The organism is Armatimonadota bacterium, from assembly GCA_029907255.1.
Classification (GTDB): domain Bacteria; phylum Armatimonadota; class UBA5829; order DTJY01; family DTJY01; genus JAIMAU01.
Map to the genome: position 1 here is coordinate 269036 of JARYMF010000001.1, position 20267 is coordinate 289302.

13 protein-coding genes are annotated in these 20267 nt (G+C 45.3%); 6 read left to right on the forward strand and 7 right to left on the reverse strand.

The window, feature by feature from the left end; translation table 11 throughout:
- Positions 1 to 163 precede the first annotated feature (163 nt).
- The 3 genes from QHH26_01065 (at position 164) to QHH26_01075 (ending at position 3262) form a co-directional block, all read left to right on the forward strand.
- Complete coding sequence (locus QHH26_01065; GenBank protein MDH7480548.1) at positions 164 to 1231, forward strand: 3-isopropylmalate dehydrogenase; 1068 nt, start codon at positions 164 to 166, stop codon at positions 1229 to 1231.
- Between the two features lie 249 nt (positions 1232 to 1480).
- Positions 1481 to 2257 (forward strand): sugar phosphate isomerase/epimerase, encoded by a 777-nt coding sequence (locus QHH26_01070; GenBank protein ID MDH7480549.1) that lies wholly within the window; start codon positions 1481 to 1483, stop codon positions 2255 to 2257.
- Between the two features lie 3 nt (positions 2258 to 2260).
- Positions 2261 to 3262 carry a Gfo/Idh/MocA family oxidoreductase gene (locus tag QHH26_01075; GenBank protein ID MDH7480550.1) on the forward strand — a complete coding sequence of 334 codons (1002 nt, stop codon included), beginning with the start codon at positions 2261 to 2263 and terminating at the stop codon, positions 3260 to 3262.
- Positions 3263 to 3299: 37 nt separating this feature from the next.
- Here QHH26_01075 and QHH26_01080 read toward each other — a convergent pair whose 3' ends face one another.
- The 4 genes from QHH26_01080 to QHH26_01095 form a co-directional block, all read right to left on the reverse strand.
- Entirely contained in the window at positions 3300 to 7829 is a 4530-nt protein-coding gene (locus QHH26_01080; protein ID MDH7480551.1) for an N-acetylmuramoyl-L-alanine amidase, read from the reverse strand.
- Between the two features lie 160 nt (positions 7830 to 7989).
- On the reverse strand, positions 7990 to 9195 hold the full coding sequence (locus QHH26_01085) for an endo-1,3-alpha-glucanase family glycosylhydrolase (protein MDH7480552.1): 1206 nt from the start codon (positions 9193 to 9195) through the stop codon (positions 7990 to 7992).
- Positions 9196 to 9299: 104 nt separating this feature from the next.
- Positions 9300 to 11717 (reverse strand): DEAD/DEAH box helicase, encoded by a 2418-nt coding sequence (locus tag QHH26_01090; protein ID MDH7480553.1) that lies wholly within the window; start codon positions 11715 to 11717, stop codon positions 9300 to 9302.
- A 28-nt stretch (positions 11718 to 11745) separates the two neighbouring features.
- Positions 11746 to 12240, reverse strand: coding sequence for a hypothetical protein (locus tag QHH26_01095; GenBank protein ID MDH7480554.1), 495 nt, complete (start codon positions 12238 to 12240; stop codon positions 11746 to 11748).
- 369 nt (positions 12241 to 12609) lie between these two features.
- Here QHH26_01095 and QHH26_01100 point away from each other — a divergent pair, with 369 nt between their 5' ends.
- Positions 12610 to 14766, forward strand: coding sequence for a DNA polymerase domain-containing protein (locus tag QHH26_01100; GenBank protein MDH7480555.1), 2157 nt, complete (start codon positions 12610 to 12612; stop codon positions 14764 to 14766).
- A 107-nt stretch (positions 14767 to 14873) separates the two neighbouring features.
- Here the strand turns inward: QHH26_01100 and QHH26_01105 are convergent, their stop codons facing one another.
- The 3 genes from QHH26_01105 to QHH26_01115 all read right to left on the reverse strand — a co-directional run bounded on the left by QHH26_01105 (position 14874) and on the right by QHH26_01115 (position 18053).
- Entirely contained in the window at positions 14874 to 15611 is a 738-nt protein-coding gene (locus tag QHH26_01105; protein MDH7480556.1) for a hypothetical protein, read from the reverse strand.
- A gap of 142 nt (positions 15612 to 15753) precedes the next feature.
- Complete coding sequence (locus QHH26_01110) at positions 15754 to 17247, reverse strand: FAD-binding oxidoreductase (protein MDH7480557.1); 1494 nt, start codon at positions 17245 to 17247, stop codon at positions 15754 to 15756.
- A gap of 134 nt (positions 17248 to 17381) precedes the next feature.
- Complete coding sequence (locus QHH26_01115) at positions 17382 to 18053, reverse strand: M14 family zinc carboxypeptidase (GenBank protein ID MDH7480558.1); 672 nt, start codon at positions 18051 to 18053, stop codon at positions 17382 to 17384.
- Between the two features lie 274 nt (positions 18054 to 18327).
- Here QHH26_01115 and rlmB point away from each other — a divergent pair, with 274 nt between their 5' ends.
- Together rlmB and QHH26_01125 are read left to right on the forward strand one after the other, a co-directional pair.
- The gene (rlmB, locus tag QHH26_01120; GenBank protein ID MDH7480559.1) at positions 18328 to 19077 is read left to right on the forward strand and encodes a 23S rRNA (guanosine(2251)-2'-O)-methyltransferase RlmB; all 750 of its coding nucleotides are present in this window, start codon (positions 18328 to 18330) and stop codon (positions 19075 to 19077) included.
- A gap of 234 nt (positions 19078 to 19311) precedes the next feature.
- Complete coding sequence (locus tag QHH26_01125; GenBank protein ID MDH7480560.1) at positions 19312 to 20259, forward strand: methylenetetrahydrofolate reductase; 948 nt, start codon at positions 19312 to 19314, stop codon at positions 20257 to 20259.
- The last annotated feature ends 8 nt before the right edge of the window (positions 20260 to 20267 follow it).

A 20267-nucleotide genomic window follows, 5' to 3' on the forward strand; every position in this document is an offset into this window, starting at 1 on the left:
TCATTTGGTATATTAGTGTATTTGTAGAATTGCGGCTTGCAAACTCGTGATAGAGCATCATGGATGCTATCTGGCTTTGTTTCCGCTTTGCTACTTGCATTTCAGGGCCGAATCTCCTATACTCTAGTTTGTTTCGGATAACCGTTGTAAGGAGGATGACGCACTGTTGAAGACCTACAAAATAGCAGTTATCCCTGGCGATGGCACAGGGCCCGAAGTCGTCCGCGAGGGATTAAAAGTTTTAAAGTCTGTATCGGAAGTTGCAGGGTTCCAATACGAAACGACGGAATATGACTGGGGCGGCGATAGGTATCTCAGGACTGGTGAGGTGCTCCCTGAGAACGCAATCGAGGAAATGAAGAAGTATGACGCGATTTACCTGGGTGCAATAGGCCATCCTGATGTTAAGCCTGGAATTCTAGAGAAAGGCATCTTACTGGCACTAAGATTTGGCCTTGACCAATATATTAACCTTAGGCCAGTCAAACTTTACCCAGGGGTGGATACACCGCTAAAGGACAAGAAGCCGGAGGACATTGACTATGTTGTAGTTCGCGAAAACACAGAGGGTCTTTATGCTGGGGCAGGTGGCGTTTTGAAAAAGGGCACCCCAGACGAAGTTGCTATTCAGGAATCAATTAATACAAGGAAGGGCGTTGAGCGGTGCATCCGGTATGCCTTCGAATACTGTCGGAAGCGCAATAAAGCGAAGCGGCTAACGTTAGTTGGAAAAACAAATGTGTTGACATATGCATTTGACCTCTGGGAGAGAACTTTCTACGAAGTAGGGGAAGAGTACCCAGATATAACCACGGATTATGCGCACGTGGATGCAACCACTATGTGGATGATTAAGAATCCAGAGTGGTTCGACGTAATTGTTACTGACAATATGTTCGGCGACATAATCACCGACCTTGGCGCAATGACGCAGGGCGGAATGGGAATTGCCGCCGGGGGAAATATTAACCCAGAAGGCGTTTCAATGTTCGAGCCGATTGGGGGCTCAGCTCCAAAATACACAGGAAAGAATGTAATCAATCCACTTGCGGCAATAGGTGCGCTCCAGATGATGTTGGAGAACCTTGGTGAACAGAAGGCTGCCGAGTTAGTAGACAAAGCCATTGCAAAAGTTACCGGTGAAAAACTCAAATCATTGGCGGCGGGAAAGATGGGTTACACGACAAGTGAAGTTGGTGATATGGTGGCGCAATTTGTTAAGGAGGTGTAACCTCCTTTGTGCGAAAATGAACTAAAGCAAGTTTGGAATATGCGGGCTTGCTAAATAAAGCCCTCTCTGCAAAAGTGAAGCCGGAGTGTACAACTTCGGCTTTATTTTTATTTAGTATTGCCGCTCATTTCTCCAATACAACAGCGCCATTAAGCCAAAAGCTTTATTGCAAAATAGAGGAATTATCTTATATGAGATAGTATTTTATTGTGATGCATTAGGTTAAAAGTAGATGGGAGTGAAATCATAATGGGCTTTCATATTGGTTGTCAGACAATCACATGGGGAGAAAATCAGCGTGAGCGGTTCTCACAGGTCTTTGACGATGTCGTAGCAGCAGGATATGAAGGGGTAGAAATAGGCTTTCGTCACGTGCGGGGAAAAGCGGCGAATGAACTGAGGAAAATGCTTGATAATCGAGGGCTTCGTTTGGCTGCCATACACATTGGTGGCAGTCTTCTAGACCCGGCTCAGGCAGATTCAGAACGTCGCATTATAGATGAGGTACTCGATTACCTTAATGCTGTAGGATGCTCGTTAATTATTTATTCAGGTCTTCGATATGTATCTGACGGTCAATTCGACCGTGATTTTGATATCCTAAATCGGACCGCTGAAAAGTGTCAGTCCCAAGGTGTTCGATTCCTTTATCATAATCACAACTGGGAGTTTGCGGATGACGGTCGTGTGATTCAAGCCCTTCTAAGCAAAAGTAGTGATGCACTGGGATTCTGTCCGGACATTGGATGGGTGATGAAAGGTGGATGGAATATCCTCGAATTCCTTAATCGGACTAAGGGAAGGATTGGTGCGGTTCATTTCAAAGACTTTGCCACTAGAAGCTCAGAATGCGACACAGTAATATTGGGTACGGGCATTGCTCCTCTAGCAGAAGCCGCAGATTGGATTAAAAAGAACACACAAGATATATGGATTATAGCTGAGCAAGACCGTGCAGATATCCCTCCTAGTGAGGCAGCTAAAAGCAATGCAGCATATTTAAAGGGCATTTTCGGTAAGGAGTGAGTTATGGAAATAAAGGTATGCATCGTAGGATGTGGGCAAATGGGGAATCAACATGCGGCTGGGTGGGTGAGCCGCGGCGATGTGAGAGTTGTTTCCGTCTGCGACCCAATCGAGGAGAGGAGAAATTCGCTTGCTCAAAAGACTGGCGCTGTTGCCTATGAAAATTATCAAGATGCAATTCTTCATGAAGGCGTGAATATTGTTTCAATCTGCACGCCAGTATGCTTTCACTCGGAAATTGCATGCTTTGCTGCAAAATTCGGTAGACACATTCTTTGCGAGAAGCCACTTGCTTTGACGCTTGAGCAGGCGGATGAAATGATTCGCATTGCAAAAAAGAACAATGTATTTTTATCCACCTCGTTCCAATATCGTGGATTAGCAAAAAATATTCGATACAAAGAAATTTTCCAGCAGGGTGCATTTGGTGGGCCTATTTTTGCTCGATTTGAAGATATTCGCGAAGTACGACCTAAGATTGCAATGCATAGGTGCTCAATGAACGGCGGACCAATAATAGATATGGCTGGACATTTTTTCGATTTGATGCGGTGGATTACAAGAGAGGAACCAGTTAGTGTTTTTGCACGCGGACATATCTTTGGTAAAGGTAAAGAGCGCTTGTTGGGGATTGATGACCTAGCAATAGACACGGCTGACATTATTGTAGAGATGAGCGGTGGTCATGTATTGAATGTCCTTGTAAACTGGGGAATGCCAGAAGGATTTACTAGCTTGGGAAGTGAGCTTTTGGTTGGTCCAAATCTTGCCGTGCGCCCGCTGGGCAGTAAGCTAGAGATAATCTCGGGCTCAGAAAAGAATACCTGCGATCTGCCGCCAAATCCCCCAGGTTCAACTGTGCGCATAAATGACATGGTAGATGCAGTACGTGAGGGCAGAGAGCCTGAAGTCACCGGTAAGGATGGCCGGATTGCTCTTGCCGTGAGCATTGCGGCTCTTCGTTCTATCGAAACCGGCGAAGTGGTTAGACTATCTAGCCTTTAGGTTCTTGTCAATTTATCGTACTGCTTGGTATTTACGTTTAATTTTTCTTTTCTATATCCTCCGCAGTCCGAACGCGAAGCAGCGGCTTGAAGACGCCGTCATCGAGTTCGAGAGATGAGATTCCAGTGACAACAACGAAATCATCTTCAGCGATTAGGCTGCCTACATTAATCCCTGACGCTATTGCCTTTATTGGAGACGCAGTGGAGCCGTCATTTATTAGGAACTCTTGTTCGCCAATGGATTCAACCCTGCCGCAGATAGTCACTAGCAGCCCAATGTTATTGAGGGCGATTGACCCTGTTACGCCGGGCGTTTCGGCGTTGAACCAATCGCCGCCAAGAGCATTGCCAATCATAAAGAGTGGTTTGGGAATGCGGTTTGGATCGGGCTCGGCTTCCACTATTGTCGCTGCGTCCACTATTGCCCGCTCGCCTGACGCATTTGTCCCAAGCGTTCCGCCCACTGTCACAAGAGCTCCTGGATTCGGACCGGGGCCGAGAACAAGAATGCCAGATGATCGGTCAGCTTCTTCGATATAGAAGCCGTTTGCAAATGTTGCGGTCACTATCTTGTTTGTTAGCGCTACAGGTGTAGCATTGGCTAATCCTTTAGCATATGCAATTGTGGGAGATTCAGCAACAACTTGAATTCCATCAGATGATCCTATGTTACTCCAGTTGCCTGCTGAATCTTTCGCTTTGACAGAAATATAATATGTGGTGCCGATACTCAGACCAGGGCTGGGAATGGTGATGATGGCTTCATCGCTTGCACCAGCCGAAGTCCAATTAACGATGCTGGTATCGCCTGGCGAAGTACCAACAGCATACATATATTCAGCTATGCCGGAGTGAGCATCAGTGGACCTCCAGGTTGCATGGAGCTTCGTTCTTGATCCACTATATTGTCCATCATCTTCAACGATAGGTGTGTTTGGAGGATTGGAGTCATATTTAAATATGAAAAGCGTTTTCCATTCATCCGCAGTATTTCCAGCGAAGTCCTTAGCGCGAATCCTGAGATAATATGTTCCGGTATCAACGGCAGGTGGATCGAAAGATGCTTCACTGACTATGGTGTCGGATGTTCCAAGTTCGGAAGTGCCGAAGTAGACGAAATAGCCAGCTATGCCAGAATCGCTATCCTCTGCACCGGTCCATGTGAACGCTGGGTCAGCAATCGTTGATTGCCATGTTCCATTTTGTGCGCCGTGTGTTTCCGAAGCTGATATTGGATTAGACGGCGGATTATCGTCAAACATGAACGGTCCAAGGTCGAGTGTACCATTTGCCACTCCCTCGCCGTTGAAGCCTTTTATGTGCAAGTAGTAACTGCCAGGTGTTGACGCTGTGAGAATTAGGTTGCCGGAATTCCATACTGGTTCAGAGCCGGTCCACGTATGAGTGGGACTAGTGTCCCAGGCATATCTATATTCGCTTACAGTTCCTTGACCAAACCCTCCAACAGCTGTGAAGCTAAATGTTGGCGTATTGTACCATGTTCCAATTGTACGGTTGCACACGACATTGGCAGGTGTTGGTGGGTTGGAAAGGGTCCATCGTGTCGCTGGCGCTGAAGAAACGCTGTTTAGCGTGCCGTTGTATGCCTTGGCGTATCGTGTGTATGGAGTATTTGGAGATAGGCCACCTTCTGTGATATTGACTGTTCCGCCAGTGCCATTTTGAACAGGTGCTGATGCTTTAACTGTCTGTGCTGAATCGACTATCAGGAATCCTGTTTCATTATTAGAATTATCAGTCAATACCCATCTTATTGAATTGGTGGAAAGGGCGACAGGAGTGCCCATAGTTGGAGCATATGGAGCTGACGCATACATAGCGCAGTCGTCAAACCAGCCTTCTTGGTTTACACGGTAGTGGTATCCATATGCGACCATTGTCAAGCCATATGTTTGAGTGTCTAATGTACGGTCCGTGGTGCAGACCAAAGTGTCGTCGATATAATATTTAACATCGCCGCTGCCCGTATACGGCAGGAATTCAATTGTGAACTTATGCCAGCCGACCGATCGTGGTTTGCAGGCGGCTCCTGGCCAATACCAACCTGTGCATCCCGTTCCGCACACCTTGTAGTATCCAGCGCTGTATGTGCTGAACGAGCCCGGCGAAGCAGAGTATGTCCCTAGGTAATAAATCGCTTTGATTCCGCCGGAGTTATCGTGGCATCGTATTTCAAGGCCTTGACGGCTGTTGTTGTTTGCCGAGGTATCATAAAACCAGCTTTCAAATTTTGCTGCTTGGAAAGGCGGGTTGAAAGTGTGCCCTAGCAGACAGCCTTGATTAGGGTCGCTAGAGCTTAGCGTTTTTATCGAACCGCTGCCAGGGAATGTACCGTGGTTAACACTTCCATCCCAAACAGGAGGGTATGGTCCGGGCATTGGGCTTTGGACGATAGCTGTCCAAAGATTTGGATCTATTGTTGCAAAACCATCTTGGAAAATAGCAACCGTGCCAGGTTGAGTTGATGCGACAGCGGTGTTTGATGGACCAGAAACATTGTTGGCGTTGTCGTATGCCTTGACATAATAGCTGTAGGTTGTATTCTGCGTTAAGCCATTGTCTTGGTAAGTGGTGGCTGATGTTCTGCCAACCTCTGCATTGTTGCGGAAGATTATATATCCTGCTAGCCCAGCGCCGCCAGAGTCTGTTGAAGCATTCCATGATAGGTTGATTTGGGACGGAGATATACTGGTTGCTGTCAGCCCTGTTGGCGCGGAGGGCGGAGTGGTATCCGTTGAGACTAAGTTGAAGTCTTTTGTGGTTGTTTGACCAGCAGTCACAATGGCTGTATCGCTGGCGGGGTTGAAGCCGGCCTTTGAAACATTTAATGTGTATGTTGCAGGGTCAAGATCATTAAAGGTATATACACCCGAACTGTTGGTGGTAGTTGATGGTCCTCCGGATATGGCAACAGTTGCACCTGAAATTGGCTGTCCATTTGCGGCGTTGCGGACTGTGCCTGTTAGGTTACCTTTTGCTGGGGTTACAGTAATTGTCCATGTAATCTCCGGGCCAAACCAGGTTATGCCTTCTCGAACTAGCTGGAATTTTTCAACATATGTGCCTGGGGTTGTTGGTGCTTTTAATATAAATGTGAAACGTCCGATATTACCTTGAGTTACCTCCCATTGGTCTACGTCGGTCGGACGATTGCAAGAAGGCCAGTTGCTTGGGTTGCAGAAGGGGCTAATTCGGTCTCGGGGACTCGATGTTCCTAAATAGGTTTCGCTGTGATGCCATGCACCCGTGCCGGTGTTTACAAACTCGACCCAAGCAATTGCGGTGCTGCCTGCAGTCATAGTAGATGGGTAAGATTGCGCGTGGAAACTAGCAGCCCAGGTTGGTACGCCTTGCACTACGCTAATGTAGTAATTCCAGTCCCAGCCGTTGCCTGGGTCGGTATGCGTGCCGCAACAACATCGAGTGACGTCAATGTGGCCAAGAATTCCTGGTCCAACTGTTCGTTTTTCTTTAGGAATGCCCCAATCATTGCAAATATCGCGGGCAAGCAATCCTGATGCGTCATAGAGACTTTTTGGATGGCTTGGTGATGCTGCATAGCCTTCGTGTTCGATTCCAATAGAGCGCGAATTGTAGCAGCTTACGTGCCATGCTACGTAGTCTTCGTCGACGCATTGCCAAACTGTGCCAGCTTCTGAGACCACATAGTGAGCGGAAACTTGGGCGTTGCAATTCCTAAACCATGAAAGACAACCTGCTGCAGTTCCTTCGATGGTATGGACAACGATAGTGTCTTTTGCGGTATAGTATGCGGAGTAATTGCAACTTGCGGCTGGGTACCATATGGCCGGCGGATAATCGCTCGAACCAACAATTGGGGGGATATCGCCGCCTAATTCTGCTGCTGGTGTAGCATCACTTATGTTCGTTATCCGAACCGCTTCTCTAGGTATGAGTGAATTTAGGTCAACTGCACCGATGTCCTGAGGAGGGAAGTAGAATCGCTCTCCAGACGAGTTGGTCCAATCCAGCCCACTTTGAAGCTTCTGGAATATTTCCATCGCAAACAGGCGGCTGAATTCTTCTTCCAAGCCTGCGTATTCAATTACTGGTCCGAGCCAGGCTTCCAGACCTTTGCTTTTATCAATCCCTTGTTTTTTTGCGTAGTGGGCTAATACTGCCGCTGCTGCGTTAATATTTTCTTTGGGGTCTACTTTTAGCTTTTCCTTTGGAGTCTTGGTGAGTTCTTCTCCCTCGGCAAGTGATTTTCCGCCTGTTTTGTTTTCGCGGAGTGCCATTACTCCGTAACCTCCCTCGATAGTCGGAGCATCTCCGCGGTTTTCGAATGCACTGCCGAAGTATCCTAGGGTCAGCAACAAAGGCAAGGGGACATCATGGCGTGCAGCTGCTTCTTCGAATAGCGGCATCAGTGGCCGCTGCCAACGACCGCCTCTTTGCGTTGCCATTCTATCGAAATCAGGATGGCCCTTGGTGTCATCGTCAAATTTTGGCGAGCCAACGCACGCTAGGGGAACGGCTATTGCGAGTAGGATAGTGAGTGCATGCAGTCCTAGGCGTTTCATGTATAAGCACCCCCCATAAGATTAATTGCAGGAGTTCTGCCAATTTTGGGTTGCTGTGGGGTACATAGGTATCGAGCTGGCAAGGACTCTATTTATATTTTATCTATTATACTTCCGACTTATCAGTTTGTGAATAATTTTTTGCTCAAATCAGGTATTATTACTGGTTACGGATGTCTTTTGCCTGTAGGTATTCTTGCATTGCTGGGTCAAGCGATTCAAACGGCGGCAGAGGTGGAGCTTTGAACTTCTTACCTTGAAAAGCGGAGATAATTTTTAGATATAAGTACGGGTCTGCCCATGTGAGCGCTGGCTCCACAACCGTGGACTCAGGCCATTCATTCCATGACGTAATCTCTATAAAGTCAGCGCCTGCCTCCAAAGCTGCTCTCCAGAAATCTTTGAGCGTCTGTCCATTTCTCCTTGGCATTACGTAGGATTTTTCAGCTATTTTTCGGTTATCATGGCCTGGATGAACTGGAAGCATGACTTTTTTGCCGGCATTATGAATCGTTTCAGCATATTTCTTGTAAACTGGTGCAATTTCTTTATATTCGTGCATGCGCCAGGTTGAGAACATTGCATATCCCATGATGCAGTCGATTTGTGGAATTGCCAGCCAGTCGTTTGGTGTAAAAAGTTCGAAGCCATTCTCTCCCATGCGACCGCGCATTTTGTCCACTATCCAGTAAACTGGGCCAACTTCTTTCTCCACGTGCTCTATTAGTTCTTTTCCTTGCGCTGCAGTGAGCTTCCCTTCCCAAAGCTGATAAACTGCCCAAACTGGCTTGTTGTCAATATGAAACCAGGCAGGGCTGTTTTTGAATTGTTTGAGATATTGTGCTGTCCACTTTTTGATAGTTTCAAAATCATCGACGAATTGAGGCGTTTCATCAAAAAGGAAAACCTTGAAATTTTCTTCCTCTGCAATCGGTAAAATTGTTTTAACGAAAACGTCATGTGTCCATCCGGATGGTTTTTGCCAGGTTGCTGGTCCCCACCAATCCACCATGAATGCGTCGATTCCTGCGGCTTTGGCAAGACGAATGTGCCAGCGAACGATATCCTTGTTCATGCTATCATAAGGACCGACAAGCGGGTAAACAGCAGAGCATATCTCACGGATTGCCGGCGGAAATAAAAGTATATTCGGATCGCTAGCTCTGGGGAGTATCTCACTTGGCTTGTTGCATGCCCAATGACCCCATTGGCCACCTGCGCCCCATGGGGTTGTGTACCAGGTGTAGTAGTTCGCTACAACTATTGGTCGCCTAGGCTTCGCTTTGGTGGTCGCAGAAACTTGCGCATGGCTCGGAGTAAGGGCTAAGTAAAGAATCATTGCTAGTATCACGAATAGATTCCTCATAGTTATTGCTCCCTTTTCGCTAAAGCAGAACTCTTTTCCTGCTTTTATCCTAGACGGCGTCCTCGAAATGAATTCAGTTTTCATAATTGATTTTAGTTTTGCTTTCAAGAATTGCACAGGTTCTCTAAAATCACCTTCGCAGCTTCTTTATTAGGAATTGGCGAGGCGCCAAATATATCTGGGTCAGTATGAATTGGTGGGCGGAGAATTGGAATGCCAACGCACGAAGGACAACCTTCCTCACATTCGCACCCATTAATTACTTCCAGGCAGGAATACATTAAATCTTCTATTGTTTTGTATCCTTTCTCGGCGAATCCAAGCCCTCCAGGATATCGGTCGTAGATGAAAATTGTCGGTAATCCGGTATTCGAACTGTCCACTATACCACCGATGTCTTGCTTGTCACACATGGCAAAAAGAGGTAGGACATGCACAGCAAGATTTCGTATTCCAACAAGGCCCTCAACTGGTTTAAGTCCCCTGGTTTGAATTTCATCAAGCAAATCTTTAGGCGGTATTATCCAAAGTGCCATTGTCTCCAAGTGCTGGGGAGGCAGGTTTACTTTACCGTATCCAATGCTGTCAAGACTGTAGAACTTAATCTTCTTGAAGCCGGTCGTTGCCCAAGTAACAATTGCTGGGCCATAATATACCAGGCATTTGGACCATTCCTTTTTAAGAGGAAAGGAATCAAGTGATTCACTTGTCGTATTATTTATTCTAATGCTGGAATCGAGAATAGCTTGAGTATAGTAGTCAACTTCAGCGCGGCGCACATAGGCGACCTTGCCCTGCAAATCTAGCTCATCCACCAAGTACGTTTCGCCTTCATGCATATATACTGCTTCAGGGTAAAGGATTTCTGGAGCGCTAATCGAGTCTACTTCGCCAATAACGCGAGGCTGTTCGGGGGTTTGGGATGAACTAGGATATATGCCGGATGTTGTGAACTCTACATCGTCCAATCTCTTACTTTGAATTGCAGTGGGTAGCTCTACAATGGTGAAGGTGTTTTCAGATATTGTGCGGAGATTTACATCTTTTGCAGGAAATTCGGTACTGGCGTAATACCAAGCACCATCAATCTTCTTTAGATTTCCTTCTTCTTCGATGGCTTCAGCAATCGCATGCATTTGGGTGCCAAAATAGAGCGAATCATTTTGCTTGAGCGGTAGTTCGAAAGCGGCACATCGCAGATGATTGGCAAGAATATAAGGATTTTGCGGGTCAATTATGGCACTTTCGGGCGATTGACCAAAGAAGTAATCTGGGTGTTTTACAAGGTATTGGTCTATTGGGTCGTTGTAAGCTATAAATACAGCAAGCGATTCTTCTGAACCGCGACCTGCTCGTCCTGCTTGTTGCCATGTGCTGGCAATCGTTCCTGGAAAGCCGACAATTATTGAAGCATCTAGGCTACCGATATCTATGCCAAGCTCCAGAGCATTTGTGCTCGTTACCCCCAATAGTTCGCCGGAAAATAATTGCTGCTCAATCTTGCGGCGTTCTTCAGGCAGGTAACCGCCTCGGTATGGCCTAACCTTGTCTGCGAGTTCGGGCTTTTTTCGCTTCAAAGAATCTCGCACATATCTGTACATTAATTCGGCGACAATGCGTGCTCTGCCAAATGTAATTGTTTGAATGCCGCTTTTAATAAGCTCTGTCATTAAAAGTTGTGCTTCAATGTTGGAACTTCGTCGTTCCATTGCCCCCACGTCAATTACTGGTGGGTTCCAAAATACAAATAGCTTTTCTCCCCGTGGCGAGCCATCATTGTCAATAAGCTTCATTGAGACGCCCGTTAGTTTCTGCGCAAGTTCTGTCGGATTGGCGATTGTCGCCGAACAGCATATAAATTGGGGTTTTGAGCCGTAAAAATCGCAAACTCGATTTAGCCGCCTGATAACGTTGGCGACATTCGAACCAAATACACCGCGATATGCGTGAATTTCGTCGATGATTATGTAGCGTAAGTCGGCAAAGAAACGGTTCCATCTTGTGTGATATGGAAGGATTCCTTGGTGAAGCATATCGGGGTTAGTGAGGATGATGCTTGCCTCGTCTCGAAGTTTTCGACGAGTTGTCGGCGGCGTATCACCATCATAAGTGCCAGTCTTCATAATTTGAGCAAGAGTCGGTTCGAGCTCTGCCCATCTTCTTAGTCCACGAAGCTGGTCTTGGGCGAGAGCTTTGGTAGGAAAAATATAAAACGCCTTTGCGGTAGGCTCGTTAAGTAATGTCTCGAGCACCGGAATGTTATAACAAAGTGTCTTTCCACTTGCAGTGCCTGTTACGACAACTATGCTTTTTCCATTACGGACATTCTCAATCGCATTGACTTGGTGAGAGTAAAGCTTTGAGATTCCTATTTTCCTCAATGCGGAGGCAAGTTCATCAGGCAGAGGATTGGAAAGCTCACAGTAGACAGCTTCTCGTTTTGGAACGCGGTGAATATGTACTATCTGGCCTTGATAGCTGTGGGATTTGCGAAAGTTATCAAGAAATGCAGCCAAATCCATAGTTTTTAAAAATCAACTTTGCTTTTGCTTAACTGCTCAACGGCCTCGAGGTTTCCCAAATTAGAAGAATAATGGTCATTATGGCGAATAGCGCAGGTAGTAGAGAGAGTACGAAATCACGCCTAAAATCAGGTTTTCCAGATGCCAAATCTGAAACTGCATAAGTTACTTCACCGGGGTTATCGATTCCAAATCTTGCAAAAGCTATTGGTACATAAAGCATTTCTTTGCCGCCGCCACGTTGTAGCCATATGCTAAAAAGAATTGCACCACCTATACTGAGTCCGACAGTTATGAGGAAGGCTTTTAACACCAGCGGTCCTTGGGCGCATTTAAAGTAGAGACAAGCACCACATATAGCTCCAACAATCAGTAGTGGAATGTATGCCCAACGTAATATGCGGCGGCGAACCTCGCATTCACCAATAAGAGTAGAGAGTATCCAGCTGGCGATATAGTATGTAAGAAAAAGAAATATTAGCCCATATCGTAGAATTGGAGAAAGCGCTTCTGTGGTTTCCACAGTTAGCTTCCTTTCTAATGTTTCTTATATGGTCATTCAACATGAAACTAAAAATTCCTCCTAGCTCAAAGTTATCGCTTCCACAAATGGTCTAGAGCTAGAGCATTCTTTAACACCCTAGATATGGGGGAAAATAAACTTGCTTTGGCTGGGTTTATTATCAATAATAAACTTAGCCATTTAACCCTAATCTTATTTTTCAAAAATGGGTTGAAGCAAATTCCAGCCTTAGTTCCTTGGTTACTAAGTGTTTTGAAGTTGTGTTAAAATGTGATTAGAACATTGTCTTTGCAAGTGCTTAAATCGATTTGCGCTGCGCACTTGAGGAAAGTTTGATAAATTTCGAGAAAAGCGCTGAAAGTTTTAAAGATGGTAGATACGCAAACAATTTTGTTTGGCTCTGATTCTACAGAAGGCATTGTTGCAGTCGAAGCAGGCGAAACAGAAGTTGAGCTTTATATTCGGCGGCATGGCGTTGTCGAAAAGTATACCGAACCATTTTCACCATGGCTTATTGTGTGCAACAAAGAGGATATTCCCAATGGGGGTGAAGTTGTAGAGTTATCGGGAGAGGGATACAGATTCCTCGTAAAATTTCCAAGCTGGGAGCAGTTCAATAATGCACGTAACTTGCTTCGCATGCAGGGTGTGGACCATCTTGCATATCCTTCAGCAGAGAAACAGTTCCTTGTTTTAAGCGGCAAAACGCTGTTCAAGGGTATGACTTTCAATGATGTCCATCGAATGCAGGTGGATATAGAGACTGCCGGTCTTTCTTCCGAGCCTGAAGCGAGTAGGATTCTCATTGTCGCTGTATCCGACAACCGTGGTTTTGAGGAAATCATAGAGGGTGAAGAACCCGAAATCTTGAGGGAACTTGTTCGGCTGATTTATGAAATTGATCCAGATGTAATAGAGGGGCATAATATTTTTGGTTTTGATCTCCCATTTATATCGGCGAGGTGCAGGAGGTACGGTATATCACTTGCAATTGGCAGAGATGGGACAGAATTGACATTTGGCCCCGAGAGAAATTGTAGCATTGGTGGACATACTCGTCCTTTCACCCCGGCGTTTATCAAGGGGCGCCACATCATAGATACAATGTTCTCTGTACAGCGGTATGACATCTCGCGAGGTATCCTCGAGCGCCATGGGCTGAAAGATTGTGCCATCACATTGGGTCTTTCTGAGCCAAATAGGGTCTATCTCCCTGGCGATGGTATTGCTGATTTATGGACCACCGACCCAGAAACAGTAAAGCTTTATGCACGTCATGACGTGCGCGAAACTCAAAGATTGGCAGCACTTGTTTGTCCGCCTGAATTTTACCTAACACAAATGACTCCAGATACTTACCAGTCAGTTGCCACTACTGGTACGGGGGAGAAGATAAACTCGATTTTGATTAGGGAGTACCTCCGCTGTGGGTGCGCAATTCCTAAACCCAAGCCGCCTAAGGATATTCCCGGTGGGTATACCGAGCTTCGGAGAGCAGGGCTTATTCGCAATGTTGTTAAATGTGACGTCGAGAGTCTTTATCCTAGCATAATGCTGAGTCAAGGAATCAAACCAGCGTCCGATGTGCTTGACGTATTCCTTCCGGCGCTTGCAGAGCTTACCAAACGTCGCATTGAAGCAAAGTCGAAGGCAAAATCATCCTCAGAAAGTGAGAGAGCATATTGGGATGGTTTGCAAGCTTCATTCAAGGTACTGATAAATTCATTTTATGGCTACCTAGGGGCACCTTTTAATTTCAATGACTATGATGCTGCAGAAAAAATCACCACATCCGGCCAGGCGATTGTAAAGCAAATAGCTGAGTCAATTGAGAAAGCAGGAGGAAGCGTCATTGAAATAGACACCGATGGCGTTTATTTCCAGGTGCCTCCATCAATTACCAACGAGGATATGGAGAAGGAGCTTGTTGAAGAAATAGGACGCAGTCTTCCGCCAGGTATTAATCTTGTACATGACGGCCGCTATGCGGCAATGTTATCTCTTAAGGTGAAAAATTACATCCTAGTGGACTACGAAGGAAAGAAAATTTTTCGAGGGGCGTCAGTTCGTTCTAGAGCTGACGAATTGTTTGGGCGGGAGTTTATTTCTAAAGCCGTAGATCTCCTTTTGCGCGATGACAAGCGTGGGGTGAGCCTTATCTATAAAGAATTAATTCATAGAATAGAGAATGGCTTGCTTTCGGTAGAGCAATTTGCACGACGAGAGCGCGTGACTGAGAAGACTTTCAATAGTGCGCAGAGGAAGCGAATGGCCGCTGTTGCGCAGGGAATTCAAATTGGCGATTATGTAACAGTATATGAAAGGAACGATGGCTCCCTTGGCCTTATTGAAGAGTATCAGGGGGATGAGGATCGCCAACGCCTTCTTGAAAAACTTTACAAATTTGCTTGCCGCCTTCGTGAAGCGTTCGGGGATGATTTCGACTTGTTGTTTCCCAAGCCTAGTATAAGAAGCCGGATAAAGAAAGCAGAAGCGGCAGGGCAGGGAGTATTGGACCTATTTTAGCTAATGTACCTCGCACCAAATTGTTAGGTCATTGAAAATAAAAGCAGGCTAAAGCATTGTTAATTTAGACTTCTGCTTGCTTTAGCCTGCTTTGTTGATAACGAATCCTATGCTTTCGATCTCTTTGAAAGCCTATGCTTTAGAAGTTTGTTTTTTGCATTTTGCTTTAACTTTGCCAACTTTTCTTGTTGCTCAGGAGTGAGAATCTTATTTATCTCAGCTTTTGACTCTTCCCGTATGGAACGAATTTTGGCTTTCTTTTGTTCCGCAGGGAGATTCTGGTCTTGCATTATTGCTTTTATTTTCTCGCGATTTTTTTGCATTATCGCACGAATCTGCTCTTTTTGTTTTTCTGTTAATTTCAAAGCATCTGCTATTCTGGTCGTTGCATGGCGAGCTTTGTTGTGGAAAAGCAAAGCTCTTTTCTTCAAAGCATCTGATTTTCTGGGGTCAAAAGCGCGCCCCATCAATTGCTTTGATCTTGCGTCCAAGAGAAGAAAATTGGCTTTTAATCTTTGCTCTTGTTCCGGTGTAAGCAGACTTTTAATCCGGGCACGGCTCTCTTCCAAGACTTGGCGAATCTTCTCCCTTTTTTGCTCTTTTGAGAGATTTTTGTCGCTTAGGATTGCCTTTATTTTGGAGCGACGATCTTCTTGGATAGATTTAAGGGCGGTTTTTTGAGCCTCGGTGAGGTTTAAACGCTGAGCAAGCTTTTCGAATCCGCAGACCCGATCTATTTTTGTTGCTTCTTTTGTGTTTTCCGCCGATGCCGCGAACGCAAGTATCAGCAAAATAAAAACGCTTATGAAGGTTATAAGTGATATCAGTATTCTTTTTCTCGGCATTCCTTTCTCCCTTCTTTCTGGAATTTGCATGATTGTATTTTTTTTCGCTGCATTCCAAATAGACGAAAGAGGTTATTGATTTGTTCAACTGTACGCGAATAAAAGTACAACAAAACTTGAAAGTGAATTTGGTGTTGAAAGTTCAAGCCTGTTTAAATAAGTTTCCAGGATTGAACACGCAATTAGGATCGAAAACAGCTTTGAGGCTGCGCATTTCGGCAATTCCTTTGGCTCCGTACATAAGCTCAAGAAAAGGCACCTTGAGTTTGCCAATCCCATGCTCAGCGGAGACTGAACCACCCCATTTGACCACTTGCTTTGCCCAGGAGAGATAAAGTAATTTGCCTCTTTCGTAATCTTCCTTATTATGTGGAAGAATGTTCACGTGAATGTGGTTATTGCCGATGTGCCCGAACATTACTGATTCAAGCTCATGCTCTAAAACTCCAGCTTGATACATCGCTATTGCTTCTTCAAGGCGTTCATCAGGAACTGACATGTCAGTGCCAAGCTTGGTCAGCTCTGGGCATTCTTTCTTTCTTTTATCTATAAGGAGATTCACTGCCTCGGGCGTGGCGTGACGAAATGCCTTAAGGTGTTCTAGTTCACGTTCGTTTGTTGCATACCAAGTATCCTCATCGGTTCCGCCAAGTTCGATGATTGCCTCCATTGCCTGCATTACGGCTTCGTCAATAATATCCTGGTTGTCTGCGTGAAATTCGAGATATATCGCTGAATGATAGTGTGGTTTGAGAGCAGGGATTTTCTCAAAAGCAGATGATTCAGATTTTATGCTTCTCAATAGATTTAGCGAATTAGCATCAAAAAACTCGATGGCTACTGGACGTATTGAGCTATTCCTAAGTACATTGACTAATTTTATGGCAGACTCTTCATTCGGCAAAAAGATTGTGAGGCCATTAATAGCTTTGGGTTTGGGAATCAATCTCAGTTCAATTTCAGTGATTACACCCAAAGTGCCTTCCATTCCAATAAAAAGGTCAAGCATATCCATATTATCATTAACATAGTAGCCTGCTGCTGACTTTACATTAGGCAGAGAGTATGAGGGTAGTTGTCCTTTGATTACTCGACCGCTCTCTGTTGTTAGTGAAAACAAGCGCCCCTGAGCTTTGCATTCTCCTCTACGCAGCCAAATTGTGTCGCCGTCGCTCATGACCACTCGAATTGCCTCGACCCATTTGCGGGTTGGTCCATAATGAAAAGTGAGGGCTCCGGATGCATTGCATGAAACCATCCCACCAATTGAACATGTTGTCTCGGTGGGGTCAGGTGGGAAGAAGAGGCTTTCTTTTTCGACTACCTTTCGGATTTCTTCGAGGATTGCGCCAGGCTGAACAGTTAGAGTTCCACCATCCTTAGTGCGTTTGACTGAGCCGATTTCATTCATGCGGCTTAGATTCAAGATGTGGCCGCCTTGAGGCACAGCTCCTGCAACTATGCCCGTACGAGCACCTTGTATTGTGATGAACCCTTTTTGCGAGAAAATTGCACGAACAATTTCAATGACCTCGGCCTCAGTTTTGGGAAATGAAATTGAATCGGCGACTCCTATAAGTCTGGATTCGTCGTGGAGGAAATCTTCATATTGCTTATCCCATTGGAGAATACTCAACTTCGCACTCCTGTTGGAAGTATTTACATGGAAAACAATTTTATGTTTTGCAGATTTATTGTAACTATGTGCAGAAGCAGGGTCAACTAAGCGTTATGTTCTCGAATCAAGAGAAAGTGATAATTAGTGTTTCCCTATAGTTCGAGCACATTAAGTATTGCTTGCTCGATTGGCTTTAAATCTGAGCCATCGGGTGGAAGTTCGAGGGTAATTACAGGCAGTTCGCGTTCCCAACCATAGTAAGTTCCCATGGACCCTGGGCATGGGTAGCCAATGTCACCTTTAACTTCAAGCCCGCAGATTTCCGACATCTGGTTAGCGATTTCAATTGCCGAGTCGCCGTTATAATTAATGCAATTAAGTGAACTGTGGAGCGTAATAATAAGGCTTGGCTTGAAGCGAGATACAACGTCAATTATTGCCTTGGTTTCGGGTTCAGATGCAGGTTTTGTTCCACCAGGGGCACCTTCTCCGCCGCTAAAGTCGCTAGTAGGAAAGTTGCGGTTGATGTCTATTCCTCTTGCATTTCTGCGGGTCCCTACTTTATAGCCATCGGGATTAACTAGCGGCATTACGACGATGCGATTGGTCAGAGAACATGGGTCACGTTTCTTGATTTTTCTGATTATTTGTCTAACCAATCGGACGCCGGACTTCTCGTCACCGTGTACCCCTGCCATTAGCAGAATGGTATTTGGACCAGCGCCGAAAATAAGTACTTCTATTGGGCGACCTTCGACTGAGCTGTAAGTTGGTGAATCGGTGCAATAGATAGTATTCGCGATTTCTTTCCTGTTTTTCCCCATAGTATACTGCTGAAATTGTTTGGCGGAGCTCTAACTTAGCGTGCATTATACCGCCAAGGCTTTGAGGTCAGCAAGATTTTGTAAAGTTTTAATAAAATGTAAGCAATGCGCATCAGGGGCAGGTATTGTTAATCAATTAAGAACACTACTATCGCTTTGAGATTGAATTAAAAGCAATCAAAGTTCGCAGGCTTGGCGATGGATGTATTATAATGTGCTCAAATTTACCTGATAAACCTAATTTTGCCGATATGTTAAGGTTGGTGTTCTTGAGATGACAAAGGTCCAAGTTGAGGGACGGAATGCTGTACTTGAGCTTTTAAAGCAAGGAGGCCTTGTCAGGGAAATCCTGGTGGATGAAAATGCCCGTATTGATAAGAGGCTGGGGCGCATATTTGAACTTGCCGAACAACAAGGAGTTCGAGTAATAAAGAAACCTCGGCGTGCTCTTGATGAGCTGTCATTTACAGGTGAGCACATGGGCATAATTGCCTCTGCAAATGCTCCACAGCTTCCCACAAGGCTAATTGACGTCATAGAGGAATGCGATAGGAAAAAAGTAGACCCATTCCTTGTTTTAATACCGGAAATCCAGCATAGGCAAAATCTTGGTGCTATTATACGAACCGCAAATGCTGCTGGTGTCCATGCGATTGTGTTATCTAGGGGAACAGAATCTGTTTTTTCTCCGGAAGTTACTAGGATTTCTATGGCAGCAAACTTCTTTACTCCAGTTATAAGAATGAGCACATACTCTGCCATAAAGATGCTTAAGACCCATGGAATTTCAATTATTGGGGCCGATGCATCGGGGAAAATTCCATACTTTGAGGTTAATATGAAAGGGGCAGTTACATTATGCCTTGGAAGCGAAGGTAAGGGGTTGTCCGAAGAATTTATGAGACGGTGTGATTATGTTGTAAATATCCCTATGGTTGGAATGGTGTCTTCATTGAACGTCAGTGTTTCTTTTGGAATCCTAGTTTATGAAAAAGTGCGACAAGAGCGTATTTTGGGCTCTTAGCGAATAATGCTAATTGGTTTAATCTTCGATTAACAAGATGTTTAGCAGCTGGGCGGTCGCCGTGTAGAGGCATTTAGCAACCTTGACAAGCAAGAACCCTTAAAATACAATATCAACGCTATTTAATGCTGAGCTAGTTTCTGGTGTTTTTCGCGGTTGGCCGAAAAGTCTTCTGCGTTACAATATCGCCTCAGCAGTTAGTTAAGGAATAATCCAGTAACATGGTAGGCGTACATGGGAGAACTTGTATCTGGCAGCAATCTTGAGCGTCTCCTTAGAGAAGGTCATTTTGTTGTATGTGGAGAAATGAGTCCTCCTCAGGGCGCAGATAAAGAAACTATCCTGAGGAAGTGCGAGTATTTTAGAAACGTTGTGGATGCCGTTAATCTTACGGATAATCAGACTGCCATTGTTCGGATGAGCTCGGTGATGTCTAGTGTATTTGCGCTTGCAGGTGGCTGTGAGCCTGTCATGCAAATAACATGTCGTGATAGAAATCGTCTTGCTCAGCAGTCTGATATACTGGGTGCTTATGCGGCAGGCGTTAGGAATGTATTGTGTCTTACGGGCGACCACATGAAATTCGGTAATCATCCTGATGCAAAAGGTGTGTTCGATTTAGATTCGGTTCAATTAATAAATGCGGTTGCTGAGATGAACGCTGGGCGGTTCATGTCTGGTGATGAAATGAAATCGCCGCCTAGAATGTTTATAGGCGGAGCGGCGAACCCATTTGCTGAGCCGCTTGAAATGCGCATCATAAGGTTAGGCAAGAAAATTCGAGCTGGTGTACACTTTATTCAAACCCAGCCGGTTTTCGATATACCTAGGTTCGAAAAATGGATGTCTGCTGTTAGGGATGAAGGTTATGACAAGCAAGTTTTTATTTTGGCTGGTGTGATGCCTGTTCGCTCGGCAAAAGCCCTGCTTTACATGAGGGATGAGGTACCCGGCATGCGAATAGCTGATGAATACATTAAACGTATGGAATCTGCAAGCGACCCCAAGGAAGAAGGCATTGCAATGTGCGTTGAAATTATGAAATACCTAATGCAAGTGCCTGGTGTTCGGGGCATTCACATCATGCCGGTAATGTGGGAATCAGTAACCCCAAGGCTTGTAGAAGAGGCAGGTTTGTTACCTCGACCAAAGCCAAATATTGAAACAAGTTCTTTAAATTGAAACGGGAT